Raw genomic sequence first — 16,601 nt, 5'->3', positions numbered from 1 at the left:
AAACTCTCAAGTTGAAACATCCGAAGATGTCCTTGACAGAAAGACCTTGCACATCATCCTTCCCCTGAAGGAAGGATGCTTCTGCTTGTCGTTCCTACTTCCGTAGAACCGCCAAACAGTGAAGCTGACACCTACATCATCGGGGCAAGCCCCTAGTAGGCCGATATACAGGTCTTCCGGTCGTATCGACCAAACCGCCCGCATATCTCTTCAAGTATACGTCACAATGTCAAATAGCAGCGAAGCAAAACAACCCCAACCGCGCCCTTACTTCCGGCGCCGTCAAAGCCGATGCTCCAAAGATTGTCGCCCCGTTCCCGAAGCAGAAGCCCTACTTAAGAACCACATCCAAATCCGTCAAGACACAATCTCAACTTTTTCTTCCGTGACCCCCAAAGGCCCCCCGATCCCTCCCAGCGTTCCCGCCAGTCCGTTTCGGTGAGCGGCTATCTAGGACGACAAAAACAAAGCCGCAAGAGGATTCCGACATAATTGTTTAACAATCTTACAACATATTGATTTTGATGATATATTTTTGCGGCGCCCGATGATATTTCCCTCGACCGCGCGGCCATTTCGAGAATCAGCACGAGGAGCAAGACCGGACTGCGCGAGGGCCAAACCAGCAAAAACCCCAGCACAGACAGGCGGGAATCGCTGGAAGGGCCTGGATGTCGACGTCCCGCCATCCGCCTCGACCCCGATTGGAGGCGCGATTCGCCGCCCGCACGCACGAGTCGCACGCGGTAAGGACATCCTGCGCCTATCGCCGATCCATCCGCAGGCTGATCCGTTCCTATCGCAGGATCGGCCCGATTTCGCCCGATCACACCGCCCCCCTGCGCGGCAGGACGGTCAGGTCCTCGTCGGGCGGGTCGGTTTCCAGCCGGGCGAGGATGGGGCATTCCGCGCGATGATCGCCCCGGCAGGAGGCGACCAGATCGCTCAGCGTCGCCACCATGTCCTGCATGTCGCGGATCTTTTCCTCCAGCGCGCCGATATGGTCGCTGGCAATTCGCTTCACATCGGCGCTGTGGCGATCCTTGTCCCGCCACAGCCCCAGCAGCTCGCCGATCTCGGCCACCGAGAAGCCCAGATCGCGGGCGCGGCGGATGAAGCGCAGCATATGCACGTCGGTGTCGGCATAATCGCGGTAACCCGAGGCGCGGCGATCCGCCGGCGGGATCAGCCCGGTCTGTTCATAATAGCGGATCATCTTCGCCGACACGCCCGAGGATTTCGCGGCCTGACCAATATTCATGGGAGATCTCCTGTTGCTGGGTCCGGCCCCATAGCGGAAGCCGGACAGAACGCTCAACTGGCGGGGTGGAAGCGGCGCAGGCGCAGGGCGTTGCCCAGCACGAAGACCGAGGACAGCGCCATCGCCCCCGCCGCGAAGATCGGCGACAGCAGGATGCCGAAGGCCGGATACAGCGCCCCGGCGGCCACCGGGATCAGCGCGACATTATAGGCGAAGGCCCAGAACAGGTTCTGCCGGATATTGCCGATCGTGGCCCGCGACAGCGCGATGGCGGTCGGCACGCCTTGCAGGCTGCCCGACATCAGCACAACATCGGCGGCCTCGATGGCGATATCGGTGCCGGTGCCGATGGCGAGGCCGACATCCGCCTCGGCCAGGGCCGGGGCGTCGTTGATGCCGTCGCCGACAAAGGCCACTTTGCCGTATTGCGCCCGCAGCCGGCGGATCGCGTCGACCTTGCCGTCGGGCAGCACCTCGGCCACCACCTCGTCGATGCCCAGCCGGTCGGCGATGGCGCGCGCCGTGCGGGCATTGTCGCCGGTGATCATCGCCACTTTCAGGCCAAGCGCGTGCAGCGCCGCGATGGCGGCGGGCGTGGTCGGCTTGATCGGATCGGCGACGGCGATGATCGCCGCCAGCTTGCCGCCGATGGCGGCATAAAGCGGCGATTTGCCTTCCGACGCCAGCCGCCCGGAAATCGCCGCAAAGGGCGAAACGTCATGGCCCAGCTGCGCCATGAAGCGGTCAGCCCCGATCTCGACCGGCTGATCGCCCGCGATGGCGCGCACCCCGTATCCGGTCACCGATTCAAAACCCGAAACCGGCGGCAGCACCAGCCCTTCGGCTTCGGCGGCTTCCAGAATGGCGCGGGCGATGGGATGTTCGGATTTCGCCTCGACCGCCGCGATGCGGGCCAGCACATCGGCGCGGTCAAAGCCTTGCGCCAGATCCAGATCGGTCAGGGCAGGGTGGCCTTCGGTCAGCGTGCCGGTCTTATCGAGCGCGACCACCTGCGCGTCCTTCAGCAGCTGCAGCGCCTCGCCCTTGCGGAACAGCACCCCCAGCTCGGCCCCGCGCCCGGTCCCGACCATGATCGAAGTCGGCGTGGCCAGCCCCATCGCGCAGGGGCAGGCGATGATCAGCACCGCCACGGCATTCACCAGCGCAAAGCTGAGCGCCGGGGACGGCCCGAAGACCAGCCAGACCGCAAAGGTCAGCGCCGCCCCCGCCATGACGGCGGGGACGAACCACATCGTCACCCGGTCGACCATCGCCTGAATTGGCAGTTTCGAACCCTGCGCCTCCTCGACCATGCGGATGATCTGGGCCAGCACGGTGTCGCCGCCAACCGCCGTCGCGCGAAAGGCGAAGGCGCCCTTCTGGTTCACCGTGCCGCCGGTCACCATCGCGCCGGGGGCTTTCGCGACCGGCACCGGCTCGCCGGTGATCATCGCCTCGTCGACATAGCTCTCGCCTTCGATCACCTCGCCATCGACGGGGATACGCTCGCCCGGACGCACCTCGACGATGTCGCCGGGGTGAACCGAGGCGAGATCCAGATCGGCCGTCCCCCCTGCCCTGCGCACCCGCGCGGTCTTGGGCTGCAGGCCCACCAGCCGCTTGATCGCCTCCGAGGTGCGGCCCTTGGCGCGCGCCTCCAGCAGGCGGCCCAGCAGGATCAGGGTGACGATGACGGCGGCGGCCTCGTAATAGACATTGATGGTGCCGGGCGGCAGCAGCCGGGGCGCGAAGGTGGCGACCAGCGAATAGCCGTAAGCCGCCAGCGAGCCGACCGCGACCAGCGAATTCATGTCGGGCGCGCCGCGCAGCAAGGCCGGCAGGCCCTTCTGATAGAAGCGGATGCCGGGGATGAACAGCACCAGCGTCGTCAGCGCGAATTGCAGATACCAGCTGTTCTGCATGCCGATGCTGCGGTCGATCAGCTGATGGACGCCGGGGATCAGATGCGAGCCCATCTCCAGCAGGAAAACCGGCAGGGTGAGCGCCAGCGCCAGCGTGAAGTCGCGCCTCAGGGCGCGTTCCTCGGCATCCTTGCGCGCGGCGGCATCGTCGCGATCGCTTTCGGAACTGTCGACCAGCGCGGCCTCATAGCCGGCATTTTCGATGGCGGCGATCAGGCTGGCGGCATCGGCAGTGCCCTGCACCGTCGCGCGCTCGGTGGCGAGGTTCACCGCCGCGCCGGTGACGCCCGGCACCGCCTTCAGCGCCTTCTCGACCCGCCCGACGCAAGAGGCGCAGGTCATCCCCTGCACGGAAAGCTCCACCGGGCCGGTGGCGGAAGCGGGCACCTCATAGCCCGCCTTCTCGATGGCGGCGACCAGCCGGGACCGGTCGAGATCGTCGCCCGAGACCGCCGCGCGCTCGGTCGCAAGGTTGACCACGGCCCCGGTTACGCCCGGCACCTCTTTCAGGGCACGTTCGACGCGCCCCACGCAGGAGGCGCAGGTCATGCCCTCGATCGGCAGGGTCACGGTGGCAGCGGGGCTGCGGGCGGGGGCGTTCATGGCCGCTTCCTTTCCTTCAGATTCAAGGTCCGGCATCGGATATGGGGCTTCCCATCGTGGGAAGGTCAAGGACCAAAACGGCGTTTCGGTGAAAAACCTTCCCATGACTGGAACATTGGGAAAATAGGCAGCCGTGATCGCGAAAAAAAGGCCGGCGCGGGCGCCGGCCTTGGTCGTCTTGAGGGGGCGGCCGTTACTCGCCCCGCGCCTTCAGCCAGTCCTGCATCATGGTGATCTCGGCCTCCTGCGCGGCAATGACCTCCTCGGCCAGCTTGCGCACCTCGGGGTCAGAGCCATATTCCAGCGCCACCTTCGCCATGTCGATGGCGCCCTGATGATGGGGGATCATGCCGCGCATGAAATCGACATCGGCATTTCCCGTGTAATCGACCATCATGTCCTTGTGCATCCGGTCCATCGCCTGCTGATAGGCCGCAGTCGAAGGGCTCTCGGCCGCCATCGCACTCATGTCATGGCCTTCCATCGGGGCGGTCTCCTGCGTGGCTTGCCCCTGCGCGATGGCAAGCCCGGCCGAGATGGCGAGGGCGCCGGCGATGAAGATCGGTGTCAGCTTGTTCATGGTCTGCTCCTTATTTCGCGACGGCGGGGAAACCGGCGGCATCCAGCGCCTTCAGCACCTCGGCCGGCGCGGCTGAGGTCTCGACGGTGACGGTCCGGCTGGCCGGATCGGCAGAGACCTTGGCGTTTTCATCCAGCCGGGTAAGCGTCTTGCTGACCGCGCCCGCGCAGCCGCCGCAGGTCATGTTCTCGACATGCAGTTTCATCGGAAACCTCCTTCTTTGCGTGTCCGGCACCGGATATGGGGTTTCCCACCGTTGGAAGGTCAAGGGGTTTTCGGGCCGCCACCAGTCGCAATCGCAGGCATGAGAAAACCGGCACCCGAGGGGCGCCGGTTCAGGTCGTTTCGCGCCGCGTTCAGCCGGCGCGCAGGCGACGGATCGCCGTTACTGCGCAGGCGCGGGTGCAGGTGCAGACGCGGGGGCCAGCTGCTCGGCCACGGCCGGCGGCGGCGGATCGCGGAAGCGCAGGTTCAGGTCGCGGTCCTGACCGATGGACAGCCAGAAGGTCATCATCAGCGCCAGAATCGTCACCCCGAGCGCCAGATAGCGCACCCAGACCGGCGCCACCCCGCCGGGATGCAGATGCTGTTCTTCCATCTCGCGTTTGCGCGCGATCGAGGAGGAATAGAACACCACCGACGCGATCACGAAGATCAGCGCCCAACGCACCTGCTGGCCGTCCGAGCCGACCATTGCGGTCAGGCAGTAGACCGCGCCGACAAGCCCCGCCGCCACGATGAACGTGTACTGGTTGTGGCTCATCTTGCCATAACCCAGAATCTGCACCGAGATCATCGAGTAGATATAGGGCAGCAGCGTCAGGATCACCGAGATCGAGGCGATCTTGCCGAACTGCTCGCTGGCGGTGGGCGACATGGTGGCCAGCACCTGAAGGCTCATCAGCCCGGCGACGATGGCCAGCCCGATGGAGGGCACGTTGCGCCGGTTCACCTTGGCGAAGATGCCGGGGAACAACCCGTCATCGGCCGCCGCCTTGGCCGATTGCCCGACCAGCAGCGTCCAGCCCGCCAGCGAGCCGAGGCAGCCGACGGCCGCGCACAGCGCCACCATGCCGCCCGCCATGTCGCCAAGCGCCAGCCGCGCGGCATCGGCGAAGGGGGCCGAGGACACGACCAGTTCCGCATTGGGGATCATCCCCATGATGACCGACGAACTCAGCACATAGGCGACAGAGGCCAGCACCACCCCGCCAATGGTGGCGATGGGCACGTTGCGCTTGGGGTTTTCCACCACCCCCGCCGAGACCGAGGCGCTTTCCACCCCGATGAACGCCCAGAGCGTGAAGGTCAGCGTCGCCATCACCGCACTGGTGTCGCTTTTGCCCGACACGTTCCAGGCATCGGCATAGATCTCGCCGCTGAACCAGAACCAGCCGAACAGCGCCGTGCCCAGAATCGGGATCAGCGCGAAGATGGTGGTGACGGATTGCACCCGCCCGACCAGCTGCGGCCCGAGGATATTGGCATAGGTGAAGAACCAGATCACCGCGATGGCCGCGAAGGCCAGAATGACGGGCTGGTTCAGCGCCGGGAAGAAATGCGACAGGTAGCCAAGGCCGGCAATCGCCAGCGCCACGTTGCCGATGACATTGGCCAGCCAATAGACCAGATTGGTCTGATAGCCCATGTAATCGCCAAAGACCTTGCGCGTATAGGCGTAAGGCCCGCCCGCCGCCGGGTCGATGGATGCGAGCTTGGCGAAGACGATGGCCAGTGCCACCGCCCCCACCACGGTGATCAGCCAGCCGATCAGCGCGATGCTGCCGATGGCCGAAAGGTTGGCCGGAAGCATGAACACCCCCGACCCCATCATATTGCCCGCGACCATCAGGGTCGCCGGGACCAGCCCCATCTTGCCAGCCGTGCTGGCCGTAGAGGCAGCGGTTTGAACGTCAGCCATGTTCCGCCCTCCTTACTGCCGGACCACGAGGGCGTGATAGACACCGTCCTCGATCTCGATGCCGTGGGTGTCGTGGCCGAAGCCGGGGAACCGCTCGTCAAAGGCTTCCAGCGACTTCAGATAGCCGATCAGCGCACCATCGGCGGGACCGGCATTCTCGCCCGGCATCATCAGCGGGATGCCCGGCGGATAGGGAACAACCCCGGTCGCCAGCGTCCGCCCGGCCAGATCGTCCAGCACCACTTTTTCGATATTGCCGCGCACCAGTTCCTCGTAAGCCGCGACCGGGCTGAGGTCGGGGGTCGGCAGGATCTCGAAAGCTTCGGACATGGTTTTCGTGGTCTTCAGCTCGCCCATGGTCGCGAACATCCGGTCGGCCAGATCGCGCAGACCCATGCCGCGATAACGTTCGGGATGACTGGCGACCAGTTGCGGGATGGCGCGCTCCAGCGGCGTATTGGCGTCGTAATCCTTGCGGAAATCCAGCAGCGCATTGACCAGCGTGCCCCATTTACCCTTGGTCACGCCCAGCGAGAACAGGATCAGGATGGTGAAATCGGTGGTCTTTTCGACCACGATGTCGCGCGCGCCCAGATAGGCGGTGACGACGGTTGCGGGGATGCCCACCGATTTCATGTCGCCCTGCGCATCCATGCCCGGCGTCAGGATCGACACCTTGATCGGGTCGAGCATGCAGTAGCCCGCCTCGATATTGCCGAAACCGTGCCATTTGGCATTGGGCGCCAGATGCCAGGCCGATTGTTCCTGCGCCAGCCAGGCCGGGTCGCATTCGTGGAATGCCACCTTCGTGCCGCGCGCATCGCTGACCTCGGAAGGCTGCCAGATGTCGAAGAACCAGCCGCCTTCGTCCGAAATCTCGGCGTTCAGGCGGGCGATCATCTGGCGGAAGGCAATCGCCTCGCGGATGGATTCGCCGGTCAGCTTCTCGCCCGAACCTTCCATCATCGCCGCCGACACATCATTCGAGGCGATGATCGGATAGGAGGGCGAGGTCGAGGCATGCATCATGAACGCCTCGTTGAAGCGGGCATGGTCGATCGGGTTGCGGCCGTCGCGGACATGGATCATTGAAGCCTGCGACAGCGCCGCCAGCAGCTTGTGGGTCGAATGGGTGGTGAAGACCGTGGGCTTGCTGCGGTCGCGGGTGCCCGGCTCTCCATGCATGCCGTAACGCTCGCGATAGATCGGGTTGAAGCGGGCATAGGCATACCAGGCTTCGTCGAAATGCAGCCGGTCGACGCTTTCGCCCAGCAATTCCTCGACCCGCGCAACATTGTAGCACAGCCCGTCATAGGTGGAGTTGGTGACGACCGCATGCACGGGCTTGGCGCCGCCACCGGCCAAGGGGTTGTCGCTGACGATGCGGCGTAGCGCGGCAGGCGTCAGCCGCTCGGGCGGGATCGGGCCGATGATGCCTAGCGCGTTGCGGGTCGGCATCAGGTAGGTCGGGATCGCGCCAGACAGGGTCATCGCATGTTCCACCGACTTGTGGCAGTTGCGGTCGCAAAGCGCCACCTGATCGCGGGTCACGCTGGCCATCAGGATCACCCGGTTCGAGGTCGACGATCCGTTGGTCACGTAATAGGTGCGGTCGGCACCAAAGACTTTGGCGGCGTATTTCTCGCCCTCGCCGATGGGACCGGTATGGTCCAGCAGCGACCCCAGTTCGCCGACCGAGATCGAGAGGTCCGAACGGAACAGGCTTTCGCCGAAGAACTCGAAGAAGGCGCGACCTGCGGGCGAGGTCAGAAAGCCGGTGCCACCGGTATGGCCGGGCGTGTGCCAGGAATATTCGTTGGTGCGGGAAAACCGGACCAGAGCTTCGAACATCGGCGGCAGGACGGTGGCGCGATAACGCGCAATCGCCGCCATGATACGGCCGCCGATGAAGTCGGTCGTGTCCTCCAGCAGCCAGATGAAGTCGTCGGCCTTGGTCATGACATCGGCCGACAGCGCCGAGGCCACGCTGCGCTCGGCCACCAGGAAGATCGGCAGATCGGCATTCACCTCGCGCATCGCGTTCAGGACGGTCAGGGCCGGTTCGACGTGATCAGCGTCCTGCAGTTCCCAGTCGAGCAGCAGCCCCTGAATGGTCGGATCGGAATTGATGATCGCCAGCGCATCGTCGGCGCGGCAGGAATGCACCACGTCGATCTCGCGGCGGTCCAGTTCTTCGACCAGATCCGAGACGGCGCGGCAACCGGCCGAATCCCGCGAAATGGGCTTGTGAACCAGCAGCACCTTCATGGGCAATTTCAACTTAAATCGTGACGGCATGTTAATCTCCATTCGATAATTGCGTCAGAAACGCTGCGCAATCTATTCCCGGAATCACGCGTGACTTTGATTTAAATCAACGTCGCAGCAGCGGATATTCGCCTGCCTGCCGGTCCTGCGTCCTGCCCAACCGCCAGCGCAGGACAGGTTGATCAAAATAACTATCTGAAATTAATGAATTTATCTCCAGCAGTGACGTGCTGGCGCACCATTTGCCGATAGGTCACCTTTTCATGATTAGAATCAAATGCTTGCAGATAAAAAATGGCGCAAACCATCGCCTCGTAATTCGCTCGGATTTATACACATAAAATAATCGGAAGATGCAAAATGCAAAAGCCAGGAATAATATTCATCAGCAAATAAAAATCTCCTCGCGAAACGGACCCCGCTTCGCGTCGATACAAACGATTAGAAATTTCAATTCGCGCCACAATTGGCCTACAGAATTTCATAGACTAGATGGCCTCGGCATTTAGGGGCCGGACCGCATATCCGCACCTCCTACCGAATATCGGACGAGTTTGTCCCGTGCCCTGCACGGCCGGACTGCGGCAAGGCCCCGCTCGGGCGGCCTGGCGCGTCGCGAATCACATCGGCAGGTCACAGGAACCGCACCGCAACCAGCGCCATCAGCAGCAGGAACGCGGTCTCGGCCACGATCAGCAGCAGGTGGCGCGGGCCAAGGCTGAACACCGCCGAAAGCGAGGTCCGCACCCCCAGTGCCGAGATCGCGATCAGCAACAGCCACTGCGAGCCCTGCGCGGCCAGGGCGGCGGCGCGTTCCGGGACAAGCCCGGTGCTGTTCAGCGCGAAACAGGCCAGGAATGCGACCACGAAGCCCGGCAGGCGCAGCGATTTCGCCTGCCCCTCGCCCGAGACGAGGATCACGATCAGCAGCACCACCGGCAGCATGACCACCCGCTGCAGCTTCACGATGGTGGCGATATTGCCGGCGGTCTCGCTGATCGAATAGCCCGCGCCCACGACCTGCGCCACGTCATGCACGGTGGCCCCGATCAGGAAGCCCGATTGCGCATCGCTCAGTCCCAGCATGGAAAACAGCACCGGATAGAAGATCATCGCCAGCGTCGACAGCGCCGTCACCGCGACCACGGTGAACAGCGTGTCCTGTTCCAGCTGCTTGCCCTTCGGCAGCAGGGCCGAGATCGCCAGCGCCGCCGAGGCCCCGCAGATCGCCACCGATCCCCCGGTCAGCAGCCCGAAGCGCCAGCGCCGTTTCAGCAGCGGCGCCACGGCGACGCCGAAGCCGATGGTCAGGGCCATCAGCCCCAGCACCACCGCGAAGGAGCGAAAGCCAAGCTCGGCCAGTTCGGCCACGCTCAGCTTGAAGCCCAGCAGCGCCACGCCGGCGCGCAGCAGCGTCGTCGAGGTGACGGCCAGCCCCGGCGCGCAAAGCGGATCGGCGGCAAGGAAATTGAAGGCCATCCCGATCAGCAGCGCCATCAGCATCGCCGGCGCGCCGTAATGATCCGACAGGAACCGCGCCGCCGCCGCGACCAGACAGGCCAGCAGGAAGCCGCGCGCCAGCCGGCCGATCTGCTGGGTGAATGGCAGGGCCGTGACGGGAGAGCGCGGCGAGGACAACAGGCGCATGGGGCGGATCCGATTTAAAGCAGGAACAGCGAAATTTGCGGGATCAGGACGATCAGCATCAGCACAGCGATGATGATCAGGATGAAGGGCAGCACCGCGAGGCAGATTTCTTTGAACGGCTCGCGGAAGACCGACATGGCAACGAACAGGTTCAGCCCAATGGGCGGCGTCAGGAAGCCGATCTCCAGGTTGACCACCATGATGATGCCCAGATGTATCGGATCGATGCCGTAAGCCAGCGCCGGCGCCAGCAGCAAAGGTGCAAGGATGACGATGGCGGAGACCACATCCAGAAAGCAGCCCACGACCAGCAACAGCAGGTTCACCGCCAGCAGGAAGGCAATCGGGCTGTCGGTCATCGAGGTCACCCAGACAGCGATCTCCTGCGGAATGCGTTCGATGGTCAGCACCGACTTCAGGCTCAGCGCGACGGCGATGATCGGAAACAGCATCCCCAGCATCTTGGCGGCGTCGATGATGGTGCGGTGAAAATCGGCCAGCGTCAGTTCGCGGTGGATGAACATCTCGACCAGCAGGCCATAGGCAAGGCCCACGGCGGCGGCCTCGGTCGGCGAGAAATAGCCCGAATAGATCCCGCCCAGCAGCACCACCGGCAGCATCAGCGCCCAGATGCCCTCACGCAGCGCGCGCAGGAACTCGGCCCGCTGAAACGGGCGCGCCGGGCGCTTGCGGTTCACCCACAGCGCATAGCCCGCCAGCGCAATCGTCAGCAGGATCCCCGGACCGATCCCGGCCACGAACAGATCGGCGATGGATTGCTCGGTCACCAGCCCGTAGACGATCAGCGGGATCGACGGCGGAATGATGATCCCCAGCGTCCCGCCCGAGGTGATCGCCCCGAGCGCGAAGCGCTTGGAATAGCCGTTCTCGATCAACGCCGGATACAGGATCGCCCCCACCGCCAGCAGCGTCACCGGGGACGACCCGCTGATCGCCGCGAACAGCGCGCAGCTGAGGATCGCGGCCACGCCAAGGCCGCCCGGCAGGGGATCGGTCAGCAGTGTGGTGATGCGGATCAGGCGGCGCGCAATCGATCCGCGGGTCATGATGTTGCCCGCGATCAGGAACATCGGGATCGCCAGCATCAGATCGTTGTCGAGGCTGATCCACATGTCCTCGATGAGATATTCCAGATGCCCGTCGCCCCAGACCAGATGCACGAAGGCGGTGCCGAACAGCAGGATGACGATGGCGCTCTGGCGCAGGACCAGCAGCGCCGCGATGCACAGAAGAAGCAGCCAGATCATGCCGGTGCCCCCTGCGGTCGCAGTTCCGGGTGCAGCGCATAGGCCAGATGGCGGAATGCGCAGGAAAAGAAGGCGTAAGGCATCACCAGCTGGATCGGCCAGAGCGGGAAATAGAAGATCGCCGCCCTGTCGCCGAATTCGGCCGATTGGGCAACAAAATGGATCGCAACCATCCCCATGCCGGCGAAGAACAGCGCCGCGAACAGATCGCTGAGGCGGTTGACCAGCCGGTCATGCCGGGCGGAAAACAGGCGATCGAAGATCTCGGGGCGCAGATGCGCACCCGCCGAGGTGGCCAGCGACAGGCCAAGGAAGCTGGCGACGATGGCGGCATAGATCGCCAGCTTCTGCGCGCCCAGCAGCGAGGTTCCGAGCAGCTCGCGGCCCAGCACGTCGCCGATCAGCAGGGCCGCCACGGTGATATAGGCGAGCGACGCGACCGCTTCCTCAATCCGTTGCAAGGTCAACAGGACGGTTCTGGTCATCATCCCCCCGTCACTTCGCAAGCGGCTTTGGCGGCCTCGATCGCGGCCCATTTTTCGGCCGCCAGACCGCCGGTTTCGGCGATCAGCTGCGCGCGGACCGAGGGCGCGAAGCGTTGCCATGCCGCCAGTTCGTCCGCCGACAGGTCATGGACGGTGCCGCCGCTGGCGCGAACCTTGTCCAGCATCGCATTCTCGGTCTGGCGCAGCATCGGGCGCAGATCGGCCATCAACCGGGCGGACTCGGTCAGCGCCTGTCGGTGTTCTTCGGACAGCGTCACCCACCGCTTGGCCGAGATCAGCAGCGCGCCGATCTGCTGGCCGTGATTGGTGCGGGTGATCTGGGGCGCGGCGGCGGCATAACCGCCCGCGACGCCAACGACGATGGGCGTGGTCACCGCGCTGACCTGTCCGGTCTTCAGCGCCGGCATGCTGTCCACGGTGCCCAGCGGCACAGCGGCCCCCCCAGCGGCGCGAATGAAATAGGTATCACTCTGCGTGGGCGAGGTGCGGATCTTCACATCTTCCAGGTCCTCCGGCGACAGGATCGCGGATTTCGACATGATGGTCATATGGCCGATGTCCACCGGTGCCAGATAGACGGTGCCCGCGGCCCGGAACAGGTCGCCGAAGATTGCGGCCAGCCCGGAATCGGTGACGCAATCGGCTTGGGCCGAGGTGTCGAAGATATAAGGCGCTTGCAGCAGCCCATATTCCGGCACCAGCAGCGAGGACGCGACGTTTGACAGTTCCGCCATGTCCAGCCGACCGCGCGCCAATTGCCGTGCCATCGTCTGCTCGTCGCCCAATTCGTTGTTGTAATAGATGTTGACGGTCAGTTCGCCATTGGTGCGCGATGCAACATCTTCGGCGAATTTCCGGGTGGCAACGCCCCATGGGGTCTGCTCGGGGACGGCCATGCCCATCCGAAGCTCCTCGGCGGCAACGGAGTAACAGGCGGGCACGGACAGGGCCGCGGCTGCGGCGACCAGCAAGAATTTCATCAATCTCCTCCCAAAGATGTCGATGCTTGCCGGTCTGCTGTGGTGCTGGCCGGCAAGCTGGCAAGTTGCAGGCGCTGAGGGCCTATTCGGGCACCGCGCCGCAGGTGCTTTCACAAGACGACCGGCGCTGGAGGGCGTCGCCCACACCCTGCTGCCAGGCCTGGCGACGCGCGGCGCAGGTCCGGGCCTGTTCAGGGCAATCCGGGGTGACAAAACGGAACTTGTTCTGCTGTTGGTTGTCGGCCGGGTTCTCAAAGTAAAAGCACATGCTGTCCTCTCCTTCGCAAAGCTGCCCGGCGCGCGGTCCATGACCGCTCCTCCGCGCCGGGCTTCGTTGATGTTAGGTCCGCAGCGGGTCGGGCGCCCCCCACCTATGGGGTGGGGCTGTCAGTTGACGGCAGCGACCGGGTCGCTGAAACGCGCGCGCAACTCCGCCTTCAGCACCTTGCCGGTCGCGCCGACGGGCACCGCGTCCACGAAGAACACCTGATCGGGGATCGACCAGCGGGCGATGCGGCCGTGATACAGCGCCAGCAGTTCCTCGGGCGCGACCTGCGCCTCAGGCTTGCGCTGGATGACCAGCACCGGACGTTCGTCCCATTTCGGATGCGGCACGGCGATGCAGGCGGCCATGGCGACGGCCGGATGGGCGGCGGCGATGTTTTCCAGGTCGATCGAGCTGATCCACTCGCCGCCGGACTTGATGAGATCCTTGCTGCGGTCGGTGATCTGCATATAGCCGTCGGCGTCGATGGTGGCGATGTCCCCGGTCGGGAACCAGCCGTCGCGCAACATCCCCTCATCGGCGCGCCGGAAATAGGACGCCGCGACCCAGGGCCCGCGCACCAGCAGTTCCCCCGCCGACCTGCCGTCATGCGGCAGGTCCGCGCCATCCGCGCCCACGATCTTCATCTCGACACCAAAGGGCGCGCGGCCCTGCTTGGCCTGCAAGGCCAGCTGGTCTTCCGCGCTGTCGACCGTGACACCGGGCTTGGGCGAACAGACCGTGCCGAGCGGGCTGAGTTCGGTCATCCCCCAGGCATGCAGCACTGTCACGTCATGGCGATCCTGAAAGGCCGCGATCATCGGCGGCGGGCAGGCCGCGCCGCCGATGATGGTGCGGCGCATGGTCTTGAAGCCCGCGCCCGAGGCCTCGACCTGCGCCAGAAGCCCCTGCCAGACAGTGGGGACGCCGGCCGACAGGGTGACGCCCTCAGTCTCGATCAGCTCGTGCAGGGACGCACCGTCCAGCCACGGCCCAGGAAAGACCAGCTTGGCGCCCACCATGCAGGCGACATAGGGCAGTCCCCAGGCGTTGACGTGGAACATCGGCACCACCGGCAGGATGGCATCCATGGCCGAACAGTTGAACGCATCGCGCTGCGCCGCCGCAAGCGAATGCAGCACGGTCGAGCGGTGACTGTAGAGCACCCCTTTCGGATTGCCCGTCGTCCCCGAGGTATAGCACAGCGTCGCGGCGGTATTTTCGTCCAGCGGCGGCCATTCGAAATCGTCGTCATGGGCGGCGATCAGGCCGTCATGGCTGACCAGCGGTTTCGACAATGACACCCGTGGCAGATTCGCGCGGTCGCACATGGCGACGAAGGCCTCGATCCTGGTGGCGCGCGCCGCGATCTGTTCGATCAGCGGCATGAAGGTCAGGTCGAAGAACAGCACCCGCGCGCCGGAATGTTCCAGCATCCACAGTACCTGCTCGGCATGGAGGCGCGGGTTGATGGTGTGCAGCACCGCGCCCGAACCGGAGACGGCGTAATACAGCTCCATATGGCGGTAGCCATTCCAGGCAAGCGTCGCCACCCTGTCGCCGTGCCTGATGCCATGCGCCTTCAGGGCATTGGCCATCTGCCGCGCCCGACGCCCCAGCCCGCGATAGTCGTAGCGGTGCAGGTCGCCCTCGACCCGGCGCGAGACGATCTCGCGGTCGCCGTGGTTTCGCTCTGCATGGGTCAGCAGCGACGAGATCAGCAGCGGCATCTGCATCATTTGTCCGTGCATGGTGGTCCTCCCCCTTTTTCGCGCGGCCCGATGGCGGCGCGGGTGCGTGTCAGATTTTCAGGACGGTCGAGCCGATGGTGCGGCGGCCTTCCAGCGCGCGATGGGCCTCGGCGGCATCGGCGAAGTCGTAGACCTGGCCCGGCTCGCTGACGATCTTTCCGGCCTCGACCAGATCGAACATCTCGCGCGCCATGGCCAGCATATGCGGGCGCGGCGTGGCGTAATGGATCATCGCCGGCCGCGTCACCCACAGCGATCCCTTGACCGCCAGCAGGGTGGTGTCGATCTCGACCGGACCGGACGAGGTGCCGTTGCTGACAAGCGCCCCGCGCGGCGCCAGACTGTCCAGCGAGGCCATCAGCGTGTCCTTGCCGACCGAGTCGTAGACCACCGGCACGCCCTTGCCGTTCGTGATCTCGCGCACGCGTTCGGCGATATTCTCGCGGCTGGTGACGATGACATGGGCGCAACCATTGGCGCGCGCGATCTCGGCCTTCTCATCGGTCGAGACGGTGCCGATCATCTCGACCCCAAGCGCCCGCGCCCATTGGCAGGCGATCAGGCCAACGCCGCCGGCGGCCGCATGATAGAGGATCGTTTCCCCGCCCTTCAGCGGATAGACCTGCCGGAACAGATATTGCGCCGTCATGCCGCGCATCATCAGCGTTGCCGCCGTGCTATCGCTGACCCCGTCCGGGATCGGGATCAGCACCTCGGCGGGCATGATCCGCATATCGGCATAGGCGCCCTGCGGCCCCAGCAGATAGCCGACCCGGTCGCCGGGGCGGAATTCGGTCACGCCGTCGCCCACCGCCTCGATCACGCCGACTGCGTCAGACCCCAGACCGTTCGGCAACGGCATCGGATAGCGCCCGGTCCGGAAATAGATGTCGATGAAATTCACCGCCACATAGGCGTGGCGGAGCCGGACTTCGCCCGGACCGGGATTGCCCAAGGGGGCATCGACAAGGCTCAGAACCTCGGGGCCGCCCAGTTCGTGAATGCGATACATGCGTGACATGGAGAACTTCCTTCGTCTGTCAGTGGGCGGCCGGCTGGCCGGCCATGTTGTGCAATTCAGCGATCAGCCCGTCCGCCATCGGCCAGTCACCGAAGCCCGAGGCCGGGTTCAGGTGGCCGACCGCGCCCAGATCGACCAGTTTCGCGCCCCAGTCGCGGGCCAGAACGACCACGCGGGTATATGCGCCAAGCGGATCATTGCGGCTGGCGGCGACAAGCGTCGGGCACGGCAAGGGCTGGCGCGGCACCGGCAACCAGCCGCCGGCCTGAAGCGCGGCGATGGTCGGAAAGCCTTCCGGCATCGGGCTTTCGAAATCGGGGGGCGTCGCCATCAGGGCCGCCGTGACCCTGCGGCTGGTGCCCGCCAGCCAATGCGCCAGCATGATGCAGCCGCCGCTATGGGCCACGGCGATCAGCGGCCCGTCGATGCTTTGCGCCACGGTTTCGATGGCGGCGACGCGGCGGGCGCAATGCAGATCCTCGCGCCCCATCGGCGCCACGCGGGCCACCTTCGGCAGACGCTGCGCGAGCAGCGTCTGCCAGTGCCCGGCCGCGTGATCGCGCAGCCCCGGAACGATCAGGATGGTCGGGCTTTTGGTCATCAATGCC

Annotated in this window: 13 protein-coding genes and 1 rRNA gene (1 of these 14 only partly in view); all 14 read right to left on the bottom strand. The window is 64.9% G+C overall.

What is annotated here, in order from left to right:
* Window positions 1-14 (bottom strand): 16S ribosomal RNA (locus tag H1S04_RS13470); it reaches 1,447 nt to the left of the window's first position.
* An 812-nt stretch (window positions 15-826) separates the two neighbouring features.
* A complete protein-coding gene (gene cueR, locus H1S04_RS13465) occupies window positions 827-1,261 on the bottom strand; it encodes a Cu(I)-responsive transcriptional regulator (RefSeq protein ID WP_181746062.1) in 435 nt (144 codons plus the stop codon).
* Window positions 1,262-1,314: 53 nt separating this feature from the next.
* Entirely contained in the window at window positions 1,315-3,786 is a 2,472-nt protein-coding gene (locus tag H1S04_RS13460; protein WP_181746061.1) for a heavy metal translocating P-type ATPase, read from the bottom strand.
* A 193-nt stretch (window positions 3,787-3,979) separates the two neighbouring features.
* On the bottom strand, window positions 3,980-4,366 hold the full coding sequence (locus H1S04_RS13455) for a DUF305 domain-containing protein (protein ID WP_181746060.1): 387 nt from the start codon (window positions 4,364-4,366) through the stop codon (window positions 3,980-3,982).
* Window positions 4,367-4,376: 10 nt separating this feature from the next.
* Window positions 4,377-4,571, bottom strand: coding sequence for a heavy-metal-associated domain-containing protein (locus H1S04_RS13450; RefSeq protein WP_181746059.1), 195 nt, complete (start codon window positions 4,569-4,571; stop codon window positions 4,377-4,379).
* 180 nt (window positions 4,572-4,751) lie between these two features.
* Window positions 4,752-6,287, bottom strand: a complete 1,536-nt coding sequence (gene adiC, locus H1S04_RS13445) for an arginine/agmatine antiporter (RefSeq protein ID WP_181746058.1) — start codon at window positions 6,285-6,287, stop codon at window positions 4,752-4,754.
* 12 nt (window positions 6,288-6,299) lie between these two features.
* Window positions 6,300-8,585, bottom strand: a complete 2,286-nt coding sequence (locus H1S04_RS13440; protein ID WP_181746057.1) for an Orn/Lys/Arg decarboxylase N-terminal domain-containing protein — start codon at window positions 8,583-8,585, stop codon at window positions 6,300-6,302.
* Window positions 8,586-9,188: 603 nt separating this feature from the next.
* Window positions 9,189-10,202 (bottom strand): YeiH family protein, encoded by a 1,014-nt coding sequence (locus tag H1S04_RS13435; protein ID WP_181746056.1) that lies wholly within the window; start codon window positions 10,200-10,202, stop codon window positions 9,189-9,191.
* 14 nt (window positions 10,203-10,216) lie between these two features.
* Entirely contained in the window at window positions 10,217-11,470 is a 1,254-nt protein-coding gene (locus tag H1S04_RS13430; protein ID WP_181746055.1) for a TRAP transporter large permease, read from the bottom strand.
* The gene (locus tag H1S04_RS13425; protein ID WP_181746054.1) at window positions 11,467-11,955 is read right to left on the bottom strand and encodes a TRAP transporter small permease; all 489 of its coding nucleotides are present in this window, start codon (window positions 11,953-11,955) and stop codon (window positions 11,467-11,469) included. The genes H1S04_RS13430 and H1S04_RS13425 overlap by 4 nt, the downstream gene beginning before the upstream one ends.
* The gene (locus H1S04_RS13420) at window positions 11,955-12,956 is read right to left on the bottom strand and encodes a TRAP transporter substrate-binding protein (RefSeq protein WP_181746053.1); all 1,002 of its coding nucleotides are present in this window, start codon (window positions 12,954-12,956) and stop codon (window positions 11,955-11,957) included. The genes H1S04_RS13425 and H1S04_RS13420 overlap by 1 nt, the downstream gene beginning before the upstream one ends.
* Window positions 12,957-13,343: 387 nt before the next feature.
* The gene (locus H1S04_RS13415; RefSeq protein WP_181746052.1) at window positions 13,344-14,972 is read right to left on the bottom strand and encodes a 3-(methylthio)propionyl-CoA ligase; all 1,629 of its coding nucleotides are present in this window, start codon (window positions 14,970-14,972) and stop codon (window positions 13,344-13,346) included.
* A 49-nt stretch (window positions 14,973-15,021) separates the two neighbouring features.
* Window positions 15,022-15,993 (bottom strand): quinone oxidoreductase, encoded by a 972-nt coding sequence (locus tag H1S04_RS13410; protein WP_181746051.1) that lies wholly within the window; start codon window positions 15,991-15,993, stop codon window positions 15,022-15,024.
* A gap of 19 nt (window positions 15,994-16,012) precedes the next feature.
* The gene (locus H1S04_RS13405) at window positions 16,013-16,594 is read right to left on the bottom strand and encodes an alpha/beta hydrolase (protein WP_181746050.1); all 582 of its coding nucleotides are present in this window, start codon (window positions 16,592-16,594) and stop codon (window positions 16,013-16,015) included.
* Window positions 16,595-16,601 lie beyond the last annotated feature (7 nt).

It is taken from the genome of Paracoccus sp. S1E-3 (genome assembly GCF_013868135.1).
In the GTDB taxonomy this organism is placed as follows: domain Bacteria; phylum Pseudomonadota; class Alphaproteobacteria; order Rhodobacterales; family Rhodobacteraceae; genus Paracoccus.
The sequence above is the reverse complement of the archived record's forward strand: the minus strand, read 5'-3'. Positions and strand labels throughout refer to the sequence as shown.

Excerpts from the sequence above, each read along its gene's own strand:
- H1S04_RS13450 (WP_181746059.1), bottom strand. The coding sequence starts at position 4,571 with ATGAAACTGCATGTCGAGAACATGACCTGCGGCGGCTGCGCGGGCGCG.
- H1S04_RS13425 (WP_181746054.1), bottom strand. The coding sequence starts at position 11,955 with ATGACCAGAACCGTCCTGTTGACCTTGCAACGGATTGAGGAAGCGGTC.
- adiC (WP_181746058.1), bottom strand. The coding sequence starts at position 6,287 with ATGGCTGACGTTCAAACCGCTGCCTCTACGGCCAGCACGGCTGGCAAG.
- H1S04_RS13405 (WP_181746050.1), bottom strand. The coding sequence starts at position 16,594 with ATGACCAAAAGCCCGACCATCCTGATCGTTCCGGGGCTGCGCGATCAC.
- cueR (WP_181746062.1), bottom strand. The coding sequence starts at position 1,261 with ATGAATATTGGTCAGGCCGCGAAATCCTCGGGCGTGTCGGCGAAGATG.
- H1S04_RS13435 (WP_181746056.1), bottom strand. The coding sequence starts at position 10,202 with ATGCGCCTGTTGTCCTCGCCGCGCTCTCCCGTCACGGCCCTGCCATTC.
- H1S04_RS13455 (WP_181746060.1), bottom strand. The coding sequence starts at position 4,366 with ATGAACAAGCTGACACCGATCTTCATCGCCGGCGCCCTCGCCATCTCG.
- H1S04_RS13420 (WP_181746053.1), bottom strand. The coding sequence starts at position 12,956 with ATGAAATTCTTGCTGGTCGCCGCAGCCGCGGCCCTGTCCGTGCCCGCC.
- H1S04_RS13410 (WP_181746051.1), bottom strand. The coding sequence starts at position 15,993 with ATGTCACGCATGTATCGCATTCACGAACTGGGCGGCCCCGAGGTTCTG.
- H1S04_RS13430 (WP_181746055.1), bottom strand. The coding sequence starts at position 11,470 with ATGATCTGGCTGCTTCTTCTGTGCATCGCGGCGCTGCTGGTCCTGCGC.
- H1S04_RS13415 (WP_181746052.1), bottom strand. The coding sequence starts at position 14,972 with ATGCACGGACAAATGATGCAGATGCCGCTGCTGATCTCGTCGCTGCTG.
- H1S04_RS13440 (WP_181746057.1), bottom strand. The coding sequence starts at position 8,585 with ATGCCGTCACGATTTAAGTTGAAATTGCCCATGAAGGTGCTGCTGGTT.
- H1S04_RS13460 (WP_181746061.1), bottom strand. The coding sequence starts at position 3,786 with ATGAACGCCCCCGCCCGCAGCCCCGCTGCCACCGTGACCCTGCCGATC.